Here is a 14,058-nt window from a genome sequence, read left to right as displayed (position 1 = left end):
CATAAAGGTAACCGCCGAAACTGTCGAATGAAAAGCCGTTGTCATCGCTCGTCGTCCTGCCGCGCCTCCGTCGCCGCTTCGCGCGCCTTCGCCGCGCCGAGCTGCGCATACAGGCCGCGCACCATCAGGTCGGTGAACACCAGCATCACGCCGATCATCCCGACCAGCAATGCGACAGCCGCGAGGGGAAACGGACCGATCGCATCGACCCGGCCCTGCCGCATCAGCACCGCGAGCACGGCGGCCAGCGCCATCAGCGCATAGCCGACAAAACGCGGCGCGCGGCTCATGCGGAACCAATCGGCAGGCAAGGGCTTTGGAAGGCGGCTGGCGGGCATTGATGCATCGATGTCACGATGGCGGCAAAAGCGGCGGACGGCAAGACGAAGCCGTTGCAATGCCGCGCCATTCGCTTACACCCCGGCGCAGAGGGGCAAGAACATAGGACGCATATGCCCGAACCGATTTTTCTCTCCCGCCCGCTGCGATCGATCGCGCTGCTAGCCGCCCTCGCCGTCCCGGCGCTCGCGGCGACGCCCGCTGCCGCCGAGGACGCGATCGCGCTGCCCTACGAGCTCGATTACCGCGACTTCGGTGCCGAAGCGCCGCGCGGCGATGCGGCGCCGCGCTTCGTGCAGGACAGCGGCGACATCGACGAAAATATCCTGCTCCCCGCCGCGCGCGCCGAGGACGACGATCCCGAGCGCACCTATGCCCGCGATTATTTCGCGATCGCCGCGGGAGTCATCACCACCCCGAGCTACAATGGCTCGGACGAGCGCAATGTCCTGCCCGGCTTTTATTTCCGCGGCCGCGTCAAGGGCTACAGCTTCTCGACCCGCGGTACGAATTTCCAGATCGACCTGATCCGCCAGCAGCGCGGCCAGCGCGTCGATTTCAAACTCGGCCCGATCATCAACCTGCGCGGCGACCGCACCGGGCGGATCAAGGACGCCCAGGTCGAAGCGCTCGGCGACCGCAAGCTCGCCGTCGAACTCGGCCTGTCGGCGGGGGTCACCTACAGCGGCATCATCACCAGCGACTATGACCAGGTCGGGCTGCGCGTCGTCGGGCTGAAGGACGTCAGCGGCAAGCATGGCAGCTGGGTGCTCTCGCCGACGATCGATTATGGCACCCCGATCTCGAAACGCGCCTTCCTCGGCGTGTCGGCGTCGTTCAACGCCTATGGCAAGGGGTTCGGCCGCTATTATTTCGACGTCGACCCGCTCGGCAGCGCCGCAAGCGGCCTGCCGGTCTATGCGGAGGCCGGGCGTAAGGCGACGATCGGCAAATATACCATCGGCATGGCCGGCGCCTATGCCCTGTCGGGCGACCTTCGCAAAGGCTTCGTGCTGATCGGCGGCGCCCAATATGGCCGCATGACCAGCCGCTTCGGCGATTCGCCGATCGTCGACATCGCGGGGAGCCGCGACCAGTGGCTCGCCGGCGGCGGGGTTGCGTATCAGTTCTGACGGGTTGGGGGCCAGAAGCCGCCGCTGAGAACCGACCAGCCCCTCCTCTTCAGAGGAGGGGTAGCGAGACTTACGAACTTGTTCGTTAGTCGCAGCGGGGTGGTTCTTGCGGCTGGGCGTGCGCCTTCGGCCACCACCCCGTTCGACTAAAGGCCCGGCTGCGCCGGACCAAGTCTCACTGCCCCTCCTCTGAAGAGGAGGGGTTGGCTAGGGCCGCGTCCAAACCCCCTCACCCCAGCCCCGCCATCCGCATCCGCGCCGTCATCGCGGCGATGAACTGGCGCACCGAGGGCAGCCCGGCGCGTGCCGGTTCGAAGAGCAGGTGGACGGGCAGCGGCGGCGGCTGGTCGGCGGCGAGCAGCGCGATCAGCCGTCCGGCCTCGATCGCGCCGGCGAGCTGGTAACTCAGCAGATTGGCGATCCCCAGCCCCGCCTCGGCGGCGGCGAGCACCCCGTCGACGGTGTTGAGCACCAGCCGCGCGCGCGGCTCGATGCGGCGGCGGCCGCCGGCGAACTGCCACTCGCCGCCGACGCGCGGCCCCATGCTGCCGATCAGATCGTGCGCGGTAAGGTCGGACAGCTGCTGCGGCGCCCCGCGCCGCGCCAGATAGGCGGGGCTGGCGACGAGCATCTGCCGCACCCGGCCGATCCGCACCGCCTTCAGGCTGCTGCTGGCCAGCGGCCCGATCCGCACCGCGACGTCGATCCCCTCCTCGACGATGCGGACATTGCGGTCGACCAGCATCATCCGTACCGTCAGCTCGCCATGCCGAGCGAGCAGGTCGCCGACCACCGGCAACACGTGCAGCCGCCCGAACATCACCGGCGCGGTCAGGTGGAGCTGGCCGCGCGGCGCCGCCTCGACCCCGCGCAGCGCGCGCTCGGCGCCGGCGAGATCGGCCAGGATCCGCCGCGCCTGGTCGAGGAACGCCGTCCCCGCGTCGGTCAGCGCGACCGCGCGCGTCGAGCGGTGGAACAGCGTGGTTCCCAGCCGCGCCTCGAGCGCCGCGATCCCGCGCGTCACCGCGGGCGGCGAGCTGCCGAGCTTGCGCGCGGCGGCGGCAAAGCCGCCCTCGCCCGCCACCGCGACGAACATTTCCAGCGTCAGCAAGCGGTCCATGATTATTCCATTTTGCGGAATATACTTGTGCCATCTTCTCCGATTATCATCGCGGCTGCAATGCCCTAAATCTGCTAGGCGAGCGGAGGCCAGTCCCCTCCGGGCCTTCGTTCGCTTCTTTTCGCAAGGATCAGGCCCGATGGCGCAAAACTACCGGCACACGCTGTTCGACGATGCGGTCAAGGCGCTGCAGGAAAAGCACGGCTCGCGCGCGTCCTATCTGAAACTCGACGCCGGGGCCGACGGCACCCCCGACCGGCTCACCGACCAGGAACTGGGCTTCATCGCGCAGCGCGACAGCTTTTACATGGCCAGCGTCAGCGCCGAAGGCTGGCCCTATATGCAGCACCGCGGCGGCCCCGCGGGGTTCCTCCGCCATGTCGACGGCAACCGCATCGGCTTCGCCGATTATCGCGGCAACAAACAATATATCAGCGCCGCCAACCTCGCCGGCAACGACCGCGTCTCGCTGTTCCTGATGGATTATCCGAACAGGGACCGGCTGAAACTCGTCGGCCACGCGCACAGCGTCGAACTCGCCGACGATCCGGCGCTGGTCACGTCACTGATGCCCGACGGCTATCGCGCGAGCCCCGAGCGCGCCTTCCTGATCGACGTCATCGGCTGGGAATGGAATTGTTCGCAGCATATCACCCCGCGCTTCACCGAAGCCGAAATTTCCGCCGCGATCCAGCCGATGGCGGCCGAACTCAACCAGCTGCGCGCCGAAAACGCCGCGCTCCACGCCCAGCTTTCGGGAGACAAACCATGATCCAGCTCTATGGCTCGCCGCGGTCGGGCAATGCCCACAAGGTCCGCATGGCGCTGACTTTCCTCGACCTGCCGTGGAAGGAGCAACTCACCGACGCCGCCGCGCGCCAGTCCGACGCCTTTGCCGCGCTCACCCCGATGCGGCAGATCCCGGTCTATGTCGAAGGCGCGCTGACCTTGCGCGACAGCCAGGCGATCCTGACCTACCTCGCGGCGCGCCATCGCCCCGGCGACTGGGACGGCCGCACCCCCGAGGAACGCGGCGCGGTCGCGCTGTGGCTGTCGCACGCCGCCAATGAAATCGCCAACGGCCCCGCGATGCTGCGCCTGGCGCGCCAGTTCGGCGCGACGATCGCCGAGGAGCAGGCGCAGGCGGTGACCGCGCGCTTCCTGCCCGTCATTGAGGCGCATCTGTCGGGCCATCGCTGGCTCGTCGGCGACCGGCCGACGATCGCCGACCTTGCCGCCAGCCCCTATCTGGCGCTCGCGGGCGAGGCCGACATCGACCTTGCCGACTGGCCGGCAATCGGCGAATGGACGGACCGGATCGCCGCACTGCCCGGCTTTCCCGCGATGCCGGGCTGGCCCGCGCACCCCGCCCGCTAAGGAGCTCGCCAATGCCCTATGTGAACATCAAGATCACCCGCGAGGGCGCGACGCCCGAACAAAAGGCCGAACTGATCGGCGGCGTCACCGAATTGCTCCAGCGCATCCTCGGCAAGAATCCCGCGACCACCGTCGTCACCATCGACGAGGTCGAGCTCGACAATTGGGGCATCGGCGGGCTGCCGGTCGCCGAATTTCGCGCCGCGCAGGCGGCGAAGGCGCCGCAGCCATGACCAGCAGCAACGCCCCGACCTTCGCGATCATCATGCTGCTCACCGGCATCGGCATCCCGATCCTCGCCGCATTGAACGGCGGGCTCGGCGCGCGGCTGGGCAGCCCGATGGCGGCGTCGATGATCCTGTTCGGCCTCGCCTTCCTGATCGCCACCACCGGCGCGCTGGCGACCGGATCGGTCGGCCAGATCCGCTTCACGGGCGACATCCCGTTTCCCTTCTACTTCGGCGGGCTGTTCGTCGCTTTCTACGTGATCGCGGTGACCTTCATCGCCCCCAAATTCGGGGTCGGCAACGCGATCTTCTTCGTCCTCGTCGGCCAGCTGGTCAGCGCCGCGGCGATCGACCATTTCGCGCTGTTCGGATCGCTGCGCTTCCCCCTCGACGCGAAGCGGCTCGCCGGCATCGCGCTGATGATCGCGGGGGTCTGGCTGGCGCGGCGGACGGGTTAGCCCAAAATCCTTCCTGTGGCGCAGCCATGGGGAGGTGGCAGCGCGAGTGGCAGCGCGAAGCGCTGACGGAGGGGCCATGACACTGCCGTCGCGGCCCTCCACCATTCGCTTCGCGAACGGTCCCCCTCCCCATCGCAACGCGACAGGGAGGATCGCTTGCTAGCCTTCTACCGCCGCGCGAAGGCCCAGCGCATCGGCTGCGACCCGTCGATCATCGAGATCGTCGCGGTCAGCGTGTCGCCGTTGCGGACATAGTGGATGCGCTGCGGATAATCATGCGCGGGATTTTCGAACGTGGCGCTCGCGGCGTCGTGCGCGACCAGCACAAAGGCGACCGCCGGCTTGCCGCCCGGCTGCGCCATATAGGTCGGCACCCCGCCCGCACCGGGTTGCAGCATCAGATATTCGAACCCCGTCGCCCGCTCACCGGTGCCCGACAGGCTATGCCCCAGCATGATGCCGCCGCGCGGTTCCGCCCACGTCTCGCGCGTCCATTCGCCGCCCTCGTCGCGCTCCCATTGCCCTGCCAGCCAGCCAAGTTCGGCCACCCGCGCCGCCGGCTCCGGCGCCGGGCTTGCCGCCATCAGCAGCGCCGCAGCCATGATCGCGCCGATTTTTCTCATTCCCGCCTCCCTTGCCAAAGCCCGGTCGCTACCCGCCGCCGCGCCGCGGGTCTTGAACCCATGCGACAAAAATGCGTTAGGGTCAGCATCCAATGGACTATCGCGAACACGCCCCGCCGCCCGCGCTAGCCGGGCTCGTCAAGGGGCGCTGGACGCTGGCCGGCGGCCGCGCGCCCGATATATGGACCGGTCAGCAGGCAACCCCCGACGGCTGTATCGAGCTGATCCGTCGCACCCGCGGCCGGTCGCATTGGGGCGGCGAGCAACCCGCAAGCTTCGTCGTCGGGTTGATCGACCGCCCGCAAGCCTTCACGATCAGCGGCGACGCGGCGTTCGAGGCGCTGCGCCTCTGGCCGTGGGCCTGGTCGCGCCTCGGCGGTGCGCCGCCCGCGATGCTGCGGGGCCGCTGGCAAGCATGCGACGCGCCCGATTTCGACGCGATCGAGGCGCGCCTCGCCGGCGAAGCCGCCTTTAACCGCATCGGCGCCGCGATCCTCGCCGCGCGAACGGGTCAGCATCGGGCCGGGGGCGCGGTCGCAAAACGCCACATTGCCGCGCCGCGCGCGACGCTCTACACTCGCGTTTCGGTCGTGGGGGCCGGACAGGGGACGGGACGGGTGCACGGGACCTATCGCTCGATCCATAGCGGAACGATCCGCGTGCAAAGCGTCCGCTTCGCGATGCCGGTCGGCGCGGCGCCGCCGTCGTCCGATGCGCTGCGCAAAGCGCTGTGCGCAGGCGCGCTCGCCGCCGGCGCCGGGCTGGCGCTGACCGCGCTCCCGACCGCCCGGCAGATCGCGCCGCCCGCCCTCGAACGGCCGCCCGAGACCGTAAAAAACGCCGATATAACAACGCTATCGGCGGCGCCGGCACGCGCCATCGCTGCGGCCGACCCGGCGCAGGGCGCAGCCCGCGAGCCGCCCGCGTTCGCCGCGACCATCGTCCCGCGGCGCGCTTCGCTCCCCGCATCGATACCGCGATTCCACATCGCCCCGGTCGCCCGACCGATCGACCCCCCGGTCCCGGTCCCCGCCATTTTTCCGGCCCCGCCGGTGCCGCCCGTCGCGGTGACGTTGCCCGAGTCGTTGCCGCCGGTTGCGATCGCGATTCCGCCTGCCCCGCCCGCTGCCTCGCCGGCTGCCACGCCCGCGGCGGCCACCGTCCAGCGGGTGGCGGTCTTGGCCGCCGCGGCGCCGTCGCGTGCCGCAGCGGTGCAGATCGAACAACTCGCCGCCGCCGATCGCGCGTCCGCCTATCTGCCACAGCTCACCGCAACCGGGCGCGACCGCCTCGCGTCGCCGCACGGCCTCGCCTTCGCCGCCGACATGAGCCAGCTCCCCGCGCCCGCCGCGCTGTCGCGCGAACAGCGCGCGACGTTGCTTACCGAGGCGCCGACGCAGCTCTCGCTCGTCGTCGATGGCCGCCGCTTGGGCGATGTGGCGATCCGGATGGTCGATACCACGACGGTCGAGGTCCAGCTTGCCGGGCTGCTCGACCTGCTGGCGCCGCGCTTCGATGCGCAGGAATTCGCCGCGCTGCGCGGCGCCCCAGCGGCGGGCGGCTATGTCTCGCTGGCCCAGCTCGACGCCGCGGGGATCGATCTCGACTACGACCCGGTTTACGACGAACTGACGCTGTCGGCCTGAGCGCTACTCGGCCGCCACCGGCAGATGCGCGACGATCGCGCGCAGCGCCGCGACATGGCGCGCCAGCGCCCGCGCGCCGCCCCCGGTCAGCGACGCCCAGGTGCGCTGGCGCCCGCCCTCGGCCGCCTTGCGGAGCCGGACATAGCCGGCGTCGGACAGCGCCGCGAGATGCTTCGACAGCACCGAATCGCTGACCTTGACCAGCTCGCGCAGCTTGGCGAACTCCATCTCGCTCACCTTGGCGAGCAGCGCCGCGATCTGCAGCCGCGCCGGCGCGTGGAGCTGCATGTCGATGTCGTCCGCGCTCACGCCGCCCCGTCCCGCAATTCACGGTCATAGACGCGCGTCCACAGCAGGCTGGCGGCGAACGCGACGGCAAAGGCACCCCCCGCAATCGCGAGCTTCACCCAGAGCGCCACATCGTTGAACCGCGCATAGATTTCAGCGCCCATCGCGCCAAGCATCAGCGCGACGAGCAACAGCGTCAGCGGCAAGGTGCGCCCCTTGCGATAGCCGTTGACGAACAAGCCGTAACGCTTGCGGTCGTCAGCGACGAGCCAGGCGACCGCCGCCATCGGCAACACCAGCAACAGCAGCTGCCACGGCTGACCGAACCCCTGCCCCAGCACCAGCGCCGCCATCACCGCGGCAAAGGCGGCATGGCGCCACAGCGGATAGGGCGGGCCGTTTTCCGCCAACTCGCGCTGCGCGTCGGCCATGCTGTCGAGCGCCGCCTGGGCTTCCATCGGGTTCATCACATCCTCCATCATTTTCCAATATGGAAAACGATAGGCGTCACTTTCCGATTCGGCAAGCTATAATTTTCCGTATTGGAAAGTCGCGGGAGAGGCGGTCACGTGCGGCACGGCGGCCGCGATGAGCATCGCCGGGGGAGGGGGCGTCCCTCCCCCGGCGATGTGCACTTACCAGCCGATCGTCACCCCGGCGCGCGCCGCGGTCTTGCCGCGGCGGTTGAAGCCCGACGCGACCCCGGCGTTCAGCGCCACGTTCGGCGACACCAGCACGCCCATCTGCACCGATCCCGCGTGCGCGCCATCGTAAGTGGCGACGTTGGCGGTGAGGTTGAACCGCATGTCGGGCAGGAAGGCGTTGCCGCTGAGCGCCGAGGCGACCGCGGTCGAGCTGGAGATGCGGTCGTCGAGCACCGCGATCCGCGTGTCGATCTGGTCGAGGCGCGTCGTCAGCCCGTCGATCCGCTGCGACAGCGCATTGTCGGCGGCGATCCGCGAGTTCATCTCGGCCGACAGACCGAGCGTCAGGTTGGTCGTCGCGGTCTCCTGAATCGCCAGCCGCTGCGACAATTGCAGGTCGAACTGCTGGCGTGCCGCGGCTTCGGCGCTGATCGCGGCGCCGAGCTGGTCGACATTGACCGCGTCGGTGCCCGCGGTGCCCGCCGCGACATTGGTCAGCTGGCGCTCGCCGCCGGCGGAACCGATCGACACGCTGTTCGCGCGCGTCGCCACCGACCCGCTGCCCAGCGCGACGCTGTTCGCACCGGTCGCCGAAGCCGCGGCACCGATCGCGATATTGCCCGCGCCGTTCGCCGTCGCGCCATTGCCCAGCGCCACCGCCGACGCGCCGTTCGCGGTGCTGAGGTTGCCCAGCGCCACCGCGCCGTTGCCGGTCGCGGTGTTATCCGCCCCGATCGCCACCGCGCCGGTCCCGGTCGCGATGTTCGGATCGCCGATCGCGACCGCGCCATTGCCGTTCGCCTGGTTCATCAGCCCCAGCGACACCGCGCCCTCGCCATTGGCGACCGTGCCCGATCCGCCGGCGATCGCGCCATTGCCCGTGGCTTCGGGCGCGGCGCCGCCATCGTTGTTGCCGACGATATTGCCGGTCTGCTCGATCACCTCGTCGACGCGCGCGAGCGCCATGTCGGCGGTGCTGTTCGCCTGGCTGGCGCTCGCGAGCGCCGCCGCCGCATCGGCGATCGCCTGGTCGGCACTGCCCTGCGCCGCCGCCGAACTGGCGAGCGCCGTGTCGGCGGTCGACTGCGCGGCATCGGCCGAGCTTTGGGCGGTCGCGGCATTCGCCAGCGCCGTGTCGGCGGTCCCCTGCGCCGTCGCCGCATTGGCCAGCGCGCTGTCCGCCGTCCCCTGCGCCGTGGCGGCATCGGCCAGCGCCGTATCCGCGGTCGATTGCGCCGCGTTCGCCGAAGCCTGTGCGGTCGCAGCGTTGGTCAGCGCCGTATTGGCCGTCCCCTGCGCCGCATTGGCCGACGACTGCGCCGCCGCGGCATCGGCGAGCGCCGTGTCGGCGGTCCCCTGCGCCGCGTTGGCCGAAGCCTGCGCCGTGGCGGCGTTGCCGATCGCAGCGTCGGCGGTGCCCTGTGCCCCGGTAGCGGCGGCGAGCGCCGCATCGGCGGTGCCTTGCGCGGTGGCGGCGTTGGCGAGCGCGGTATCCGCGGTGCCTTGCGCCGTCGCCGCATTCGCCAGCGCCGTGTCGGCCGTGCCCTGCGCGGTGGCGGCGTTGGCGAGGGCGGTGTCCGCGGTGCCCTGCGCGGTCGCGGCATTGGCGAGGGCCGTGTCGGCGGTGCCCTGCGCGGTGGCGGCATTGGCGAGCGCGGTGTCCGCGGTGCTCTGTGCCGTAGCGGCGTTAGCCAACGCCGTATCGGCCGTTACCTGTGCAGTTGCGGCGTTGCCGAATGCGGTAGTCGCGAGTCCTTGCGCTTGCGCAGCCAATGCCGCTGCGTTTTCTGCAGCCGTCGCTACGCCCCCGATAGCACTGTGCATCTGTCCCAAGTTTACGGCATCGGTGTCTGTGGTCCCCGATCCGACATCCGTGATCTGACGTCCGCCGATTGCCAAAGTGAATTCACGCGAGGCGGCGCCGCCAAGGGAGATGCTTCCGGCCCCGGTCGCGGTCGCACCCGCGCCGATTGCAATGCTGCCCCGAGCACTTGCAGTTGCGCCCTCGCCAAGCGCGATGGCGCGAAAGTCTGATGCCGTCGCGTTCGGCCCGATAGCAATCATTGCACCCAATCCGAGTTGATTGGGATGATAGGCACTCGCGCCCGTGCCAAGCGCGATGCTCCCATCGGTATTGCTCCTCGCCGAAGTGCCGATCGCGATTGAACCGCCGGTTTGAGCCCGCGCCTTCTCACCCATCGCAATGGCCTGACTGGTACTAAAGCTGTTCAAGCCTATGGCGACGCCCGCCGATCCCGCTCCACTCGACGCACCAATCGCCACCGCACCGTAGCCCGCGTTCGCATTATAGCCGAACGCCGCGCCCCTTTGGTCTGCATTGGCGCTCCATCCGACCGCTGCCCCCTCGCTGCTGCTGGTTGCGTCACCGCCCAGCGCAACCGAATAATCTCCCTCCGCGATAGCCATAATTCCGACTGCAACGCTACGCGCGCCCTTTGAAACTGCAAAGTTGCCTATTGCGATCTGCCCGATCCTGCTATCGCCAGCCGCGTCAAATGCCGAGGCGCGGTATCCGATTGCGATGCTGGACCGAGCCAGCCCCATTGCGCTTTGGCCGATTGCGGTCGAAAATTGGCCGGTGGCATCGGCGCCCTCTCCGCACGCCAGCGTATCGTCAGTCCCATCCGACGTCGCACCACCATCGGTATCACCTGTACCGACCACCCCGTCGTCATTGGTATCCAGCAAGCACTCGGCCGCCATCGCCGGCATCCCGGCCATCCCCACCACCAGCGCGGCAGCACACAGCGAGCCGCGAAGCGCGGCACGAAAACTCGTTTTCATGAATGAATTGCCCCCAAAACATACGACGAGCGATTCGCCGCTATTTCCATTCGTCGATCATGATGCACGGTTCGTCAACCTAAATTGACGCCATATTTCAACGCTTCGTCGCAGCGGCGAGCGGGCACGCGCGCCCCGCGCCGCTGTGCGCGGCGGGGGCCAAGCCCCTTTCCCTTTGCCGCATCCGCGCCTATACCCTTGCCCATCCCCGGGGAGCCTGTGTGCAGCAACAGGTTGAGAGCGGAACAGCCCGCGACCCGTTGAACCTGATCCGGCTAATACCGGCGGAGGGAGGGTCGGTATTCCACACGCGGAATCTCCGTCTTCGCTCCGACATTTTGGAGCGACAACCCATGGCCGACATCGACAGCCGCCTCGACAAGACGCAAGCCACCCCCATCGGCGTCACCACCGGACCCATTCGTGGCAGCCGCAAGATCCATGTCGCAACCCAGACCGGCAGCGGCATCCGCGTCGCGATGCGCGAGATCGACCTCGACCCGCATTCGGGCGAGCCCCCCGTCCGCGTCTATGACACCAGCGGCCCCTACACCGACGCCAATGCGACGATCGACATCAACGCCGGCCTCCCCGAGATCCGCAGCCAGTGGATCCGCGGCCGCGGCGACGTCGTCGACGTCACCCAGCGCGAAGTGAAGCCCGAGGATAACGGCCAGCTCGGCCCCGACCGCAGCGGCGGCGTCCCCGCCTTCCCCAACGTCCGCCGCCAGGTCCTCCGCGCCAAACCCGGCGCCAACGTCAGCCAGATGCACTACGCCCGCCGCGGCATCATCACCCCCGAGATGGAATATGTCGCCGAGCGCGAAAATCTCGGCCGCGCGCGCCTGTCCGAGTACAAGCGCGACGGGATGAGCTTCGGCGCCAGCATCCCCGACTATGTCACTCCTGAGTTCGTCCGCGACGAGGTCGCCCGCGGCCGCGCGATCATCCCCAGCAACATCAACCACCCCGAATCCGAGCCGATGGCGATCGGCCGCAACTTCCTCGTCAAGATCAACGCCAATATCGGCAACAGCGCGGTCGCCAGCGACGTCGCGGCCGAGGTCGACAAGATGGTCTGGTCGATCCGCTGGGGCGCGGACACCGTCATGGACCTGTCGACCGGGCGCAACATTCACGACACGCGCGAATGGATCATCCGCAATTCGCCCGTCCCGATCGGCACCGTCCCCATCTATCAGGCGCTGGAAAAGGTCGGCGGCGTCGCCGAGGATCTGACGTGGGAAATCTTCGCCGACACGCTGATCGAGCAAGCCGAACAGGGTGTCGACTATTTCACCATCCACGCCGGCGTCCGCCTGCCTTACGTGCCCCTCGCGGCCAAGCGCATGACCGGCATCGTGTCGCGCGGCGGCAGCATCATGGCGAAATGGTGCCTCGCGCATCACAAGGAAAGCTTCCTCTACGAACGCTTCGACGAGATTACCGAGATCATGAAGGCCTATGACGTCGCCTACAGTCTCGGCGACGGCCTCCGCCCCGGCAGCATCTATGACGCCAACGACGAGGCGCAGTTCGCCGAGCTCTACACGTTGGGCGAACTCACCAAGCGCGCTTGGGCACAGGATGTTCAGGTGATGATCGAGGGGCCGGGCCACGTCCCGATGCACAAGATCAAGGAGAATATGGAAAAGCAGCTCGAGGCGTGCGGCGAGGCGCCCTTCTACACGCTCGGGCCGCTCACCACCGACATCGCGCCGGGCTACGACCATATCACCAGCGGCATCGGCGCCGCGCAGATCGGCTGGTACGGCACCGCGATGCTTTGCTACGTCACACCCAAGGAGCATCTCGGCCTGCCCGACCGCGACGATGTGAAGGTCGGCGTCGTCACCTACAAGCTCGCCGCCCACGCCGCCGACCTCGCCAAGGGCCACCCCGCCGCGCAGGTCCGCGACGACGCGCTATCGAAAGCCCGCTTCGAATTCCGCTGGCGCGACCAGTTCAACCTCTCGCTCGACCCCGACACGGCCGAGCAATATCACGACCAGACCTTGCCAGCCGAAGGCGCCAAGACCGCGCATTTCTGCAGCATGTGCGGCCCGAAATTCTGCTCGATGAAGATCAGCCAGGAAGTGCGCGAATTTGCGGCGAACAACCCCAATGGCGTGCTGGGCGAAAGCTCCTCCCTGTCGCGCAGCGATGGGGAGGTGGCAGCCGGAACGGCTGACGAAGGGGCCGCGCCGCTCGACCCGCAAGACGCCGAAGCCGGGATGAAGCAGATGAGCGAGCTGTTCAAGGAAACGGGGAGCGAGCTATATATGGGTGCGGGCGGGCGCGAACACGACTGAGCGGAGATGAAGCGATGATTGATATGCCGCGCGCCCGACGCGCAAAGCGCCGCCATTTGCTGTGCGCGGCCGCGCTGCTGAGCCTGTCGTCGCCGTCGGCGATGGCGCAGGAGACCGCCGCGCCCGAGGCATCCAGTGCCCCCGACGACGCCATCGTGGTGCAGGGAATTCGCGAAAAGGCGCGCGTCATCGACGCCTATGTCCGTGCTCTGACGGTCATCACGTCGCGCGATCCGCTGCCGCGCTATGCCGAGGACAGCTACTGCCCCGGGGTCGTCGGGCTCAGCGCTGCGCGCAATGCCGAACTCGAAGCGCGGATGCGCGCGGTGGCAGCCGCAGCGGGGGTCAAACCGGCGGCAGACCCGTGCCGCACCAGTGCCTTGGTCCTGTTCGTCGATGACAAGGAGGGCTTTGTCGCGGCCTTTCGCAAGGCCTACCCCGTCTATTTCATCGATCAATCCCGTCGCAAGTGGACGCCCCCGCGCGAAGCTGGTCCTGTGGTGGCATGGCACTTGTCGCAGCGGATCGATTCCGAAGGCAACACGGGGGGCAGCGGCTTCGGGATCAAGGTCTTCTCATCGCCAATGGGCGGATCGCGGATTACCGAAATGACCCGGCCCGTTATCGTCATGTCGGTGGTGATCGTCGAACGCCGTGCACTGGTCGGGCTCACCCCTGTACAAATCGCCGACTATGTGTTCATGCGCTCCCTGACCGATCGCGCACCGTCCAACCTGCAAGGCACAGCGGCCGAAACGGTCCTGACCGCCATTGATGCCGCCACTGGAACGGCGATACCCGCGTCGCTGACCGAGTGGGATCTCGCCTATGTACGCGGTCGCTATGCGTCCCCGGAGTTCCGCAATGGCTATAGTCAAGGCGCCGCCATTCGCGCCGGCATGAAGCGCAAGCTCGCGTCGGAAGACTCGCCGCCCTGAGCCTACCCCGCGGGTTCCGCGACGAAAAAGCAACGACCGATCCGCATCCGGCGGGCCCAACCAACGCGCGGCCGTTTTTGTCCGGTCCTGCTCGCCGATCAGGGACGGCGGTTCATTTGCAATGGGACAAGCACGAACCGCGTCGCCT

At 68.4% G+C, this 14,058-nt stretch carries 14 protein-coding genes, 1 pseudogene and 1 riboswitch; of the genes and pseudogenes, 8 read left to right on the top strand and 7 right to left on the bottom strand.

Annotated features, from left to right (window positions below):
• Positions 1–41: 41 nt before the first annotated feature.
• Positions 42–290, bottom strand: a complete 249-nt coding sequence (locus tag HEQ22_RS16200; RefSeq protein ID WP_432768866.1) for a hypothetical protein — start codon at positions 288–290, stop codon at positions 42–44.
• 162 nt (positions 291–452) lie between these two features.
• Between HEQ22_RS16200 and HEQ22_RS16195 the strand changes: the two genes are divergently transcribed.
• The gene (locus HEQ22_RS16195; RefSeq protein ID WP_432768865.1) at positions 453–1,472 is read left to right on the top strand and encodes a MipA/OmpV family protein; all 1,020 of its coding nucleotides are present in this window, start codon (positions 453–455) and stop codon (positions 1,470–1,472) included.
• A gap of 229 nt (positions 1,473–1,701) precedes the next feature.
• On the opposite strand, the gene HEQ22_RS16190 is transcribed toward HEQ22_RS16195, so the two are convergent.
• A complete protein-coding gene (locus tag HEQ22_RS16190) occupies positions 1,702–2,592 on the bottom strand; it encodes a LysR substrate-binding domain-containing protein (protein WP_432768864.1) in 891 nt (296 codons plus the stop codon).
• A 139-nt stretch (positions 2,593–2,731) separates the two neighbouring features.
• Here HEQ22_RS16190 and HEQ22_RS16185 point away from each other — a divergent pair, with 139 nt between their 5' ends.
• From HEQ22_RS16185 to HEQ22_RS16170, 4 genes are read left to right on the top strand one after another with little or no spacing between them, the layout of a single operon-like run.
• Positions 2,732–3,364 carry a pyridoxamine 5'-phosphate oxidase family protein gene (locus HEQ22_RS16185; RefSeq protein ID WP_432768863.1) on the top strand — a complete coding sequence of 211 codons (633 nt, stop codon included), beginning with the start codon at positions 2,732–2,734 and terminating at the stop codon, positions 3,362–3,364.
• Positions 3,361–3,969 (top strand): glutathione S-transferase family protein, encoded by a 609-nt coding sequence (locus HEQ22_RS16180; RefSeq protein WP_432768862.1) that lies wholly within the window; start codon positions 3,361–3,363, stop codon positions 3,967–3,969. The genes HEQ22_RS16185 and HEQ22_RS16180 overlap by 4 nt, the downstream gene beginning before the upstream one ends.
• An 11-nt stretch (positions 3,970–3,980) precedes the next feature.
• Positions 3,981–4,202: a tautomerase family protein gene (locus tag HEQ22_RS16175; protein ID WP_432768861.1), complete on the top strand. Its 222-nt coding sequence runs from the start codon at positions 3,981–3,983 to the stop codon at positions 4,200–4,202.
• A complete protein-coding gene (locus tag HEQ22_RS16170; protein WP_432768860.1) occupies positions 4,199–4,654 on the top strand; it encodes a DMT family transporter in 456 nt (151 codons plus the stop codon). Before HEQ22_RS16175 ends, HEQ22_RS16170 begins: the two co-directional genes overlap by 4 nt.
• A gap of 167 nt (positions 4,655–4,821) precedes the next feature.
• Here the strand turns inward: HEQ22_RS16170 and HEQ22_RS16165 are convergent, their stop codons facing one another.
• Positions 4,822–5,277: a DUF6265 family protein gene (locus HEQ22_RS16165; RefSeq protein WP_432768859.1), complete on the bottom strand. Its 456-nt coding sequence runs from the start codon at positions 5,275–5,277 to the stop codon at positions 4,822–4,824.
• A 92-nt stretch (positions 5,278–5,369) separates the two neighbouring features.
• Here HEQ22_RS16165 and HEQ22_RS16160 point away from each other — a divergent pair, with 92 nt between their 5' ends.
• Entirely contained in the window at positions 5,370–6,923 is a 1,554-nt protein-coding gene (locus HEQ22_RS16160; RefSeq protein ID WP_432768858.1) for a DUF6597 domain-containing transcriptional factor, read from the top strand.
• A 3-nt stretch (positions 6,924–6,926) separates the two neighbouring features.
• On the opposite strand, the gene HEQ22_RS16155 is transcribed toward HEQ22_RS16160, so the two are convergent.
• From HEQ22_RS16155 to HEQ22_RS16140, 4 genes and pseudogenes are all read right to left on the bottom strand, one after another.
• Positions 6,927–7,232: a transcriptional regulator gene (locus HEQ22_RS16155; protein WP_432768857.1), complete on the bottom strand. Its 306-nt coding sequence runs from the start codon at positions 7,230–7,232 to the stop codon at positions 6,927–6,929.
• Positions 7,229–7,678: a hypothetical protein gene (locus HEQ22_RS16150; RefSeq protein WP_432768856.1), complete on the bottom strand. Its 450-nt coding sequence runs from the start codon at positions 7,676–7,678 to the stop codon at positions 7,229–7,231. The genes HEQ22_RS16155 and HEQ22_RS16150 overlap by 4 nt, the downstream gene beginning before the upstream one ends.
• Positions 7,679–7,846: 168 nt before the next feature.
• Entirely contained in the window at positions 7,847–9,550 is a 1,704-nt protein-coding gene (locus HEQ22_RS16145; protein WP_432770897.1) for a YadA family autotransporter adhesin, read from the bottom strand.
• A 291-nt stretch (positions 9,551–9,841) separates the two neighbouring features.
• A pseudogene (locus HEQ22_RS16140) lies at positions 9,842–10,282 on the bottom strand (hypothetical protein); the annotation flags it as partial.
• A 577-nt stretch (positions 10,283–10,859) separates the two neighbouring features.
• Positions 10,860–10,970: riboswitch (TPP riboswitch) on the top strand.
• A 43-nt stretch (positions 10,971–11,013) separates the two neighbouring features.
• On the opposite strand from HEQ22_RS16140, the gene thiC reads away from it, so the two are divergent.
• Entirely contained in the window at positions 11,014–12,972 is a 1,959-nt protein-coding gene (thiC, locus tag HEQ22_RS16135; RefSeq protein WP_432768855.1) for a phosphomethylpyrimidine synthase ThiC, read from the top strand.
• A 14-nt stretch (positions 12,973–12,986) separates the two neighbouring features.
• Positions 12,987–13,910: a hypothetical protein gene (locus tag HEQ22_RS16130; protein ID WP_432768854.1), complete on the top strand. Its 924-nt coding sequence runs from the start codon at positions 12,987–12,989 to the stop codon at positions 13,908–13,910.
• Positions 13,911–14,058 lie beyond the last annotated feature (148 nt).

Origin of the sequence: Sphingopyxis sp., from assembly GCF_050916055.1 — a bacterium.
Lineage (GTDB): Bacteria > Pseudomonadota > Alphaproteobacteria > Sphingomonadales > Sphingomonadaceae > Sphingopyxis.
This window is presented reverse-complemented; position numbering and strand designations above follow the sequence as displayed.

Coding starts and splice junctions, on each gene's coding strand:
- HEQ22_RS16195 (WP_432768865.1), top strand. CDS start 453: ATGCCCGAACCGATTTTTCTCTCCCGCCCGCTGCGATCGATCGCGCTG.
- HEQ22_RS16170 (WP_432768860.1), top strand. CDS start 4,199: ATGACCAGCAGCAACGCCCCGACCTTCGCGATCATCATGCTGCTCACC.
- thiC (WP_432768855.1), top strand. CDS start 11,014: ATGGCCGACATCGACAGCCGCCTCGACAAGACGCAAGCCACCCCCATC.
- HEQ22_RS16190 (WP_432768864.1), bottom strand. CDS start 2,592: ATGGACCGCTTGCTGACGCTGGAAATGTTCGTCGCGGTGGCGGGCGAG.
- HEQ22_RS16185 (WP_432768863.1), top strand. CDS start 2,732: ATGGCGCAAAACTACCGGCACACGCTGTTCGACGATGCGGTCAAGGCG.
- HEQ22_RS16165 (WP_432768859.1), bottom strand. CDS start 5,277: ATGAGAAAAATCGGCGCGATCATGGCTGCGGCGCTGCTGATGGCGGCA.
- HEQ22_RS16180 (WP_432768862.1), top strand. CDS start 3,361: ATGATCCAGCTCTATGGCTCGCCGCGGTCGGGCAATGCCCACAAGGTC.
- HEQ22_RS16130 (WP_432768854.1), top strand. CDS start 12,987: ATGATTGATATGCCGCGCGCCCGACGCGCAAAGCGCCGCCATTTGCTG.
- HEQ22_RS16150 (WP_432768856.1), bottom strand. CDS start 7,678: ATGAACCCGATGGAAGCCCAGGCGGCGCTCGACAGCATGGCCGACGCG.
- HEQ22_RS16160 (WP_432768858.1), top strand. CDS start 5,370: ATGGACTATCGCGAACACGCCCCGCCGCCCGCGCTAGCCGGGCTCGTC.
- HEQ22_RS16200 (WP_432768866.1), bottom strand. CDS start 290: ATGAGCCGCGCGCCGCGTTTTGTCGGCTATGCGCTGATGGCGCTGGCC.
- HEQ22_RS16175 (WP_432768861.1), top strand. CDS start 3,981: ATGCCCTATGTGAACATCAAGATCACCCGCGAGGGCGCGACGCCCGAA.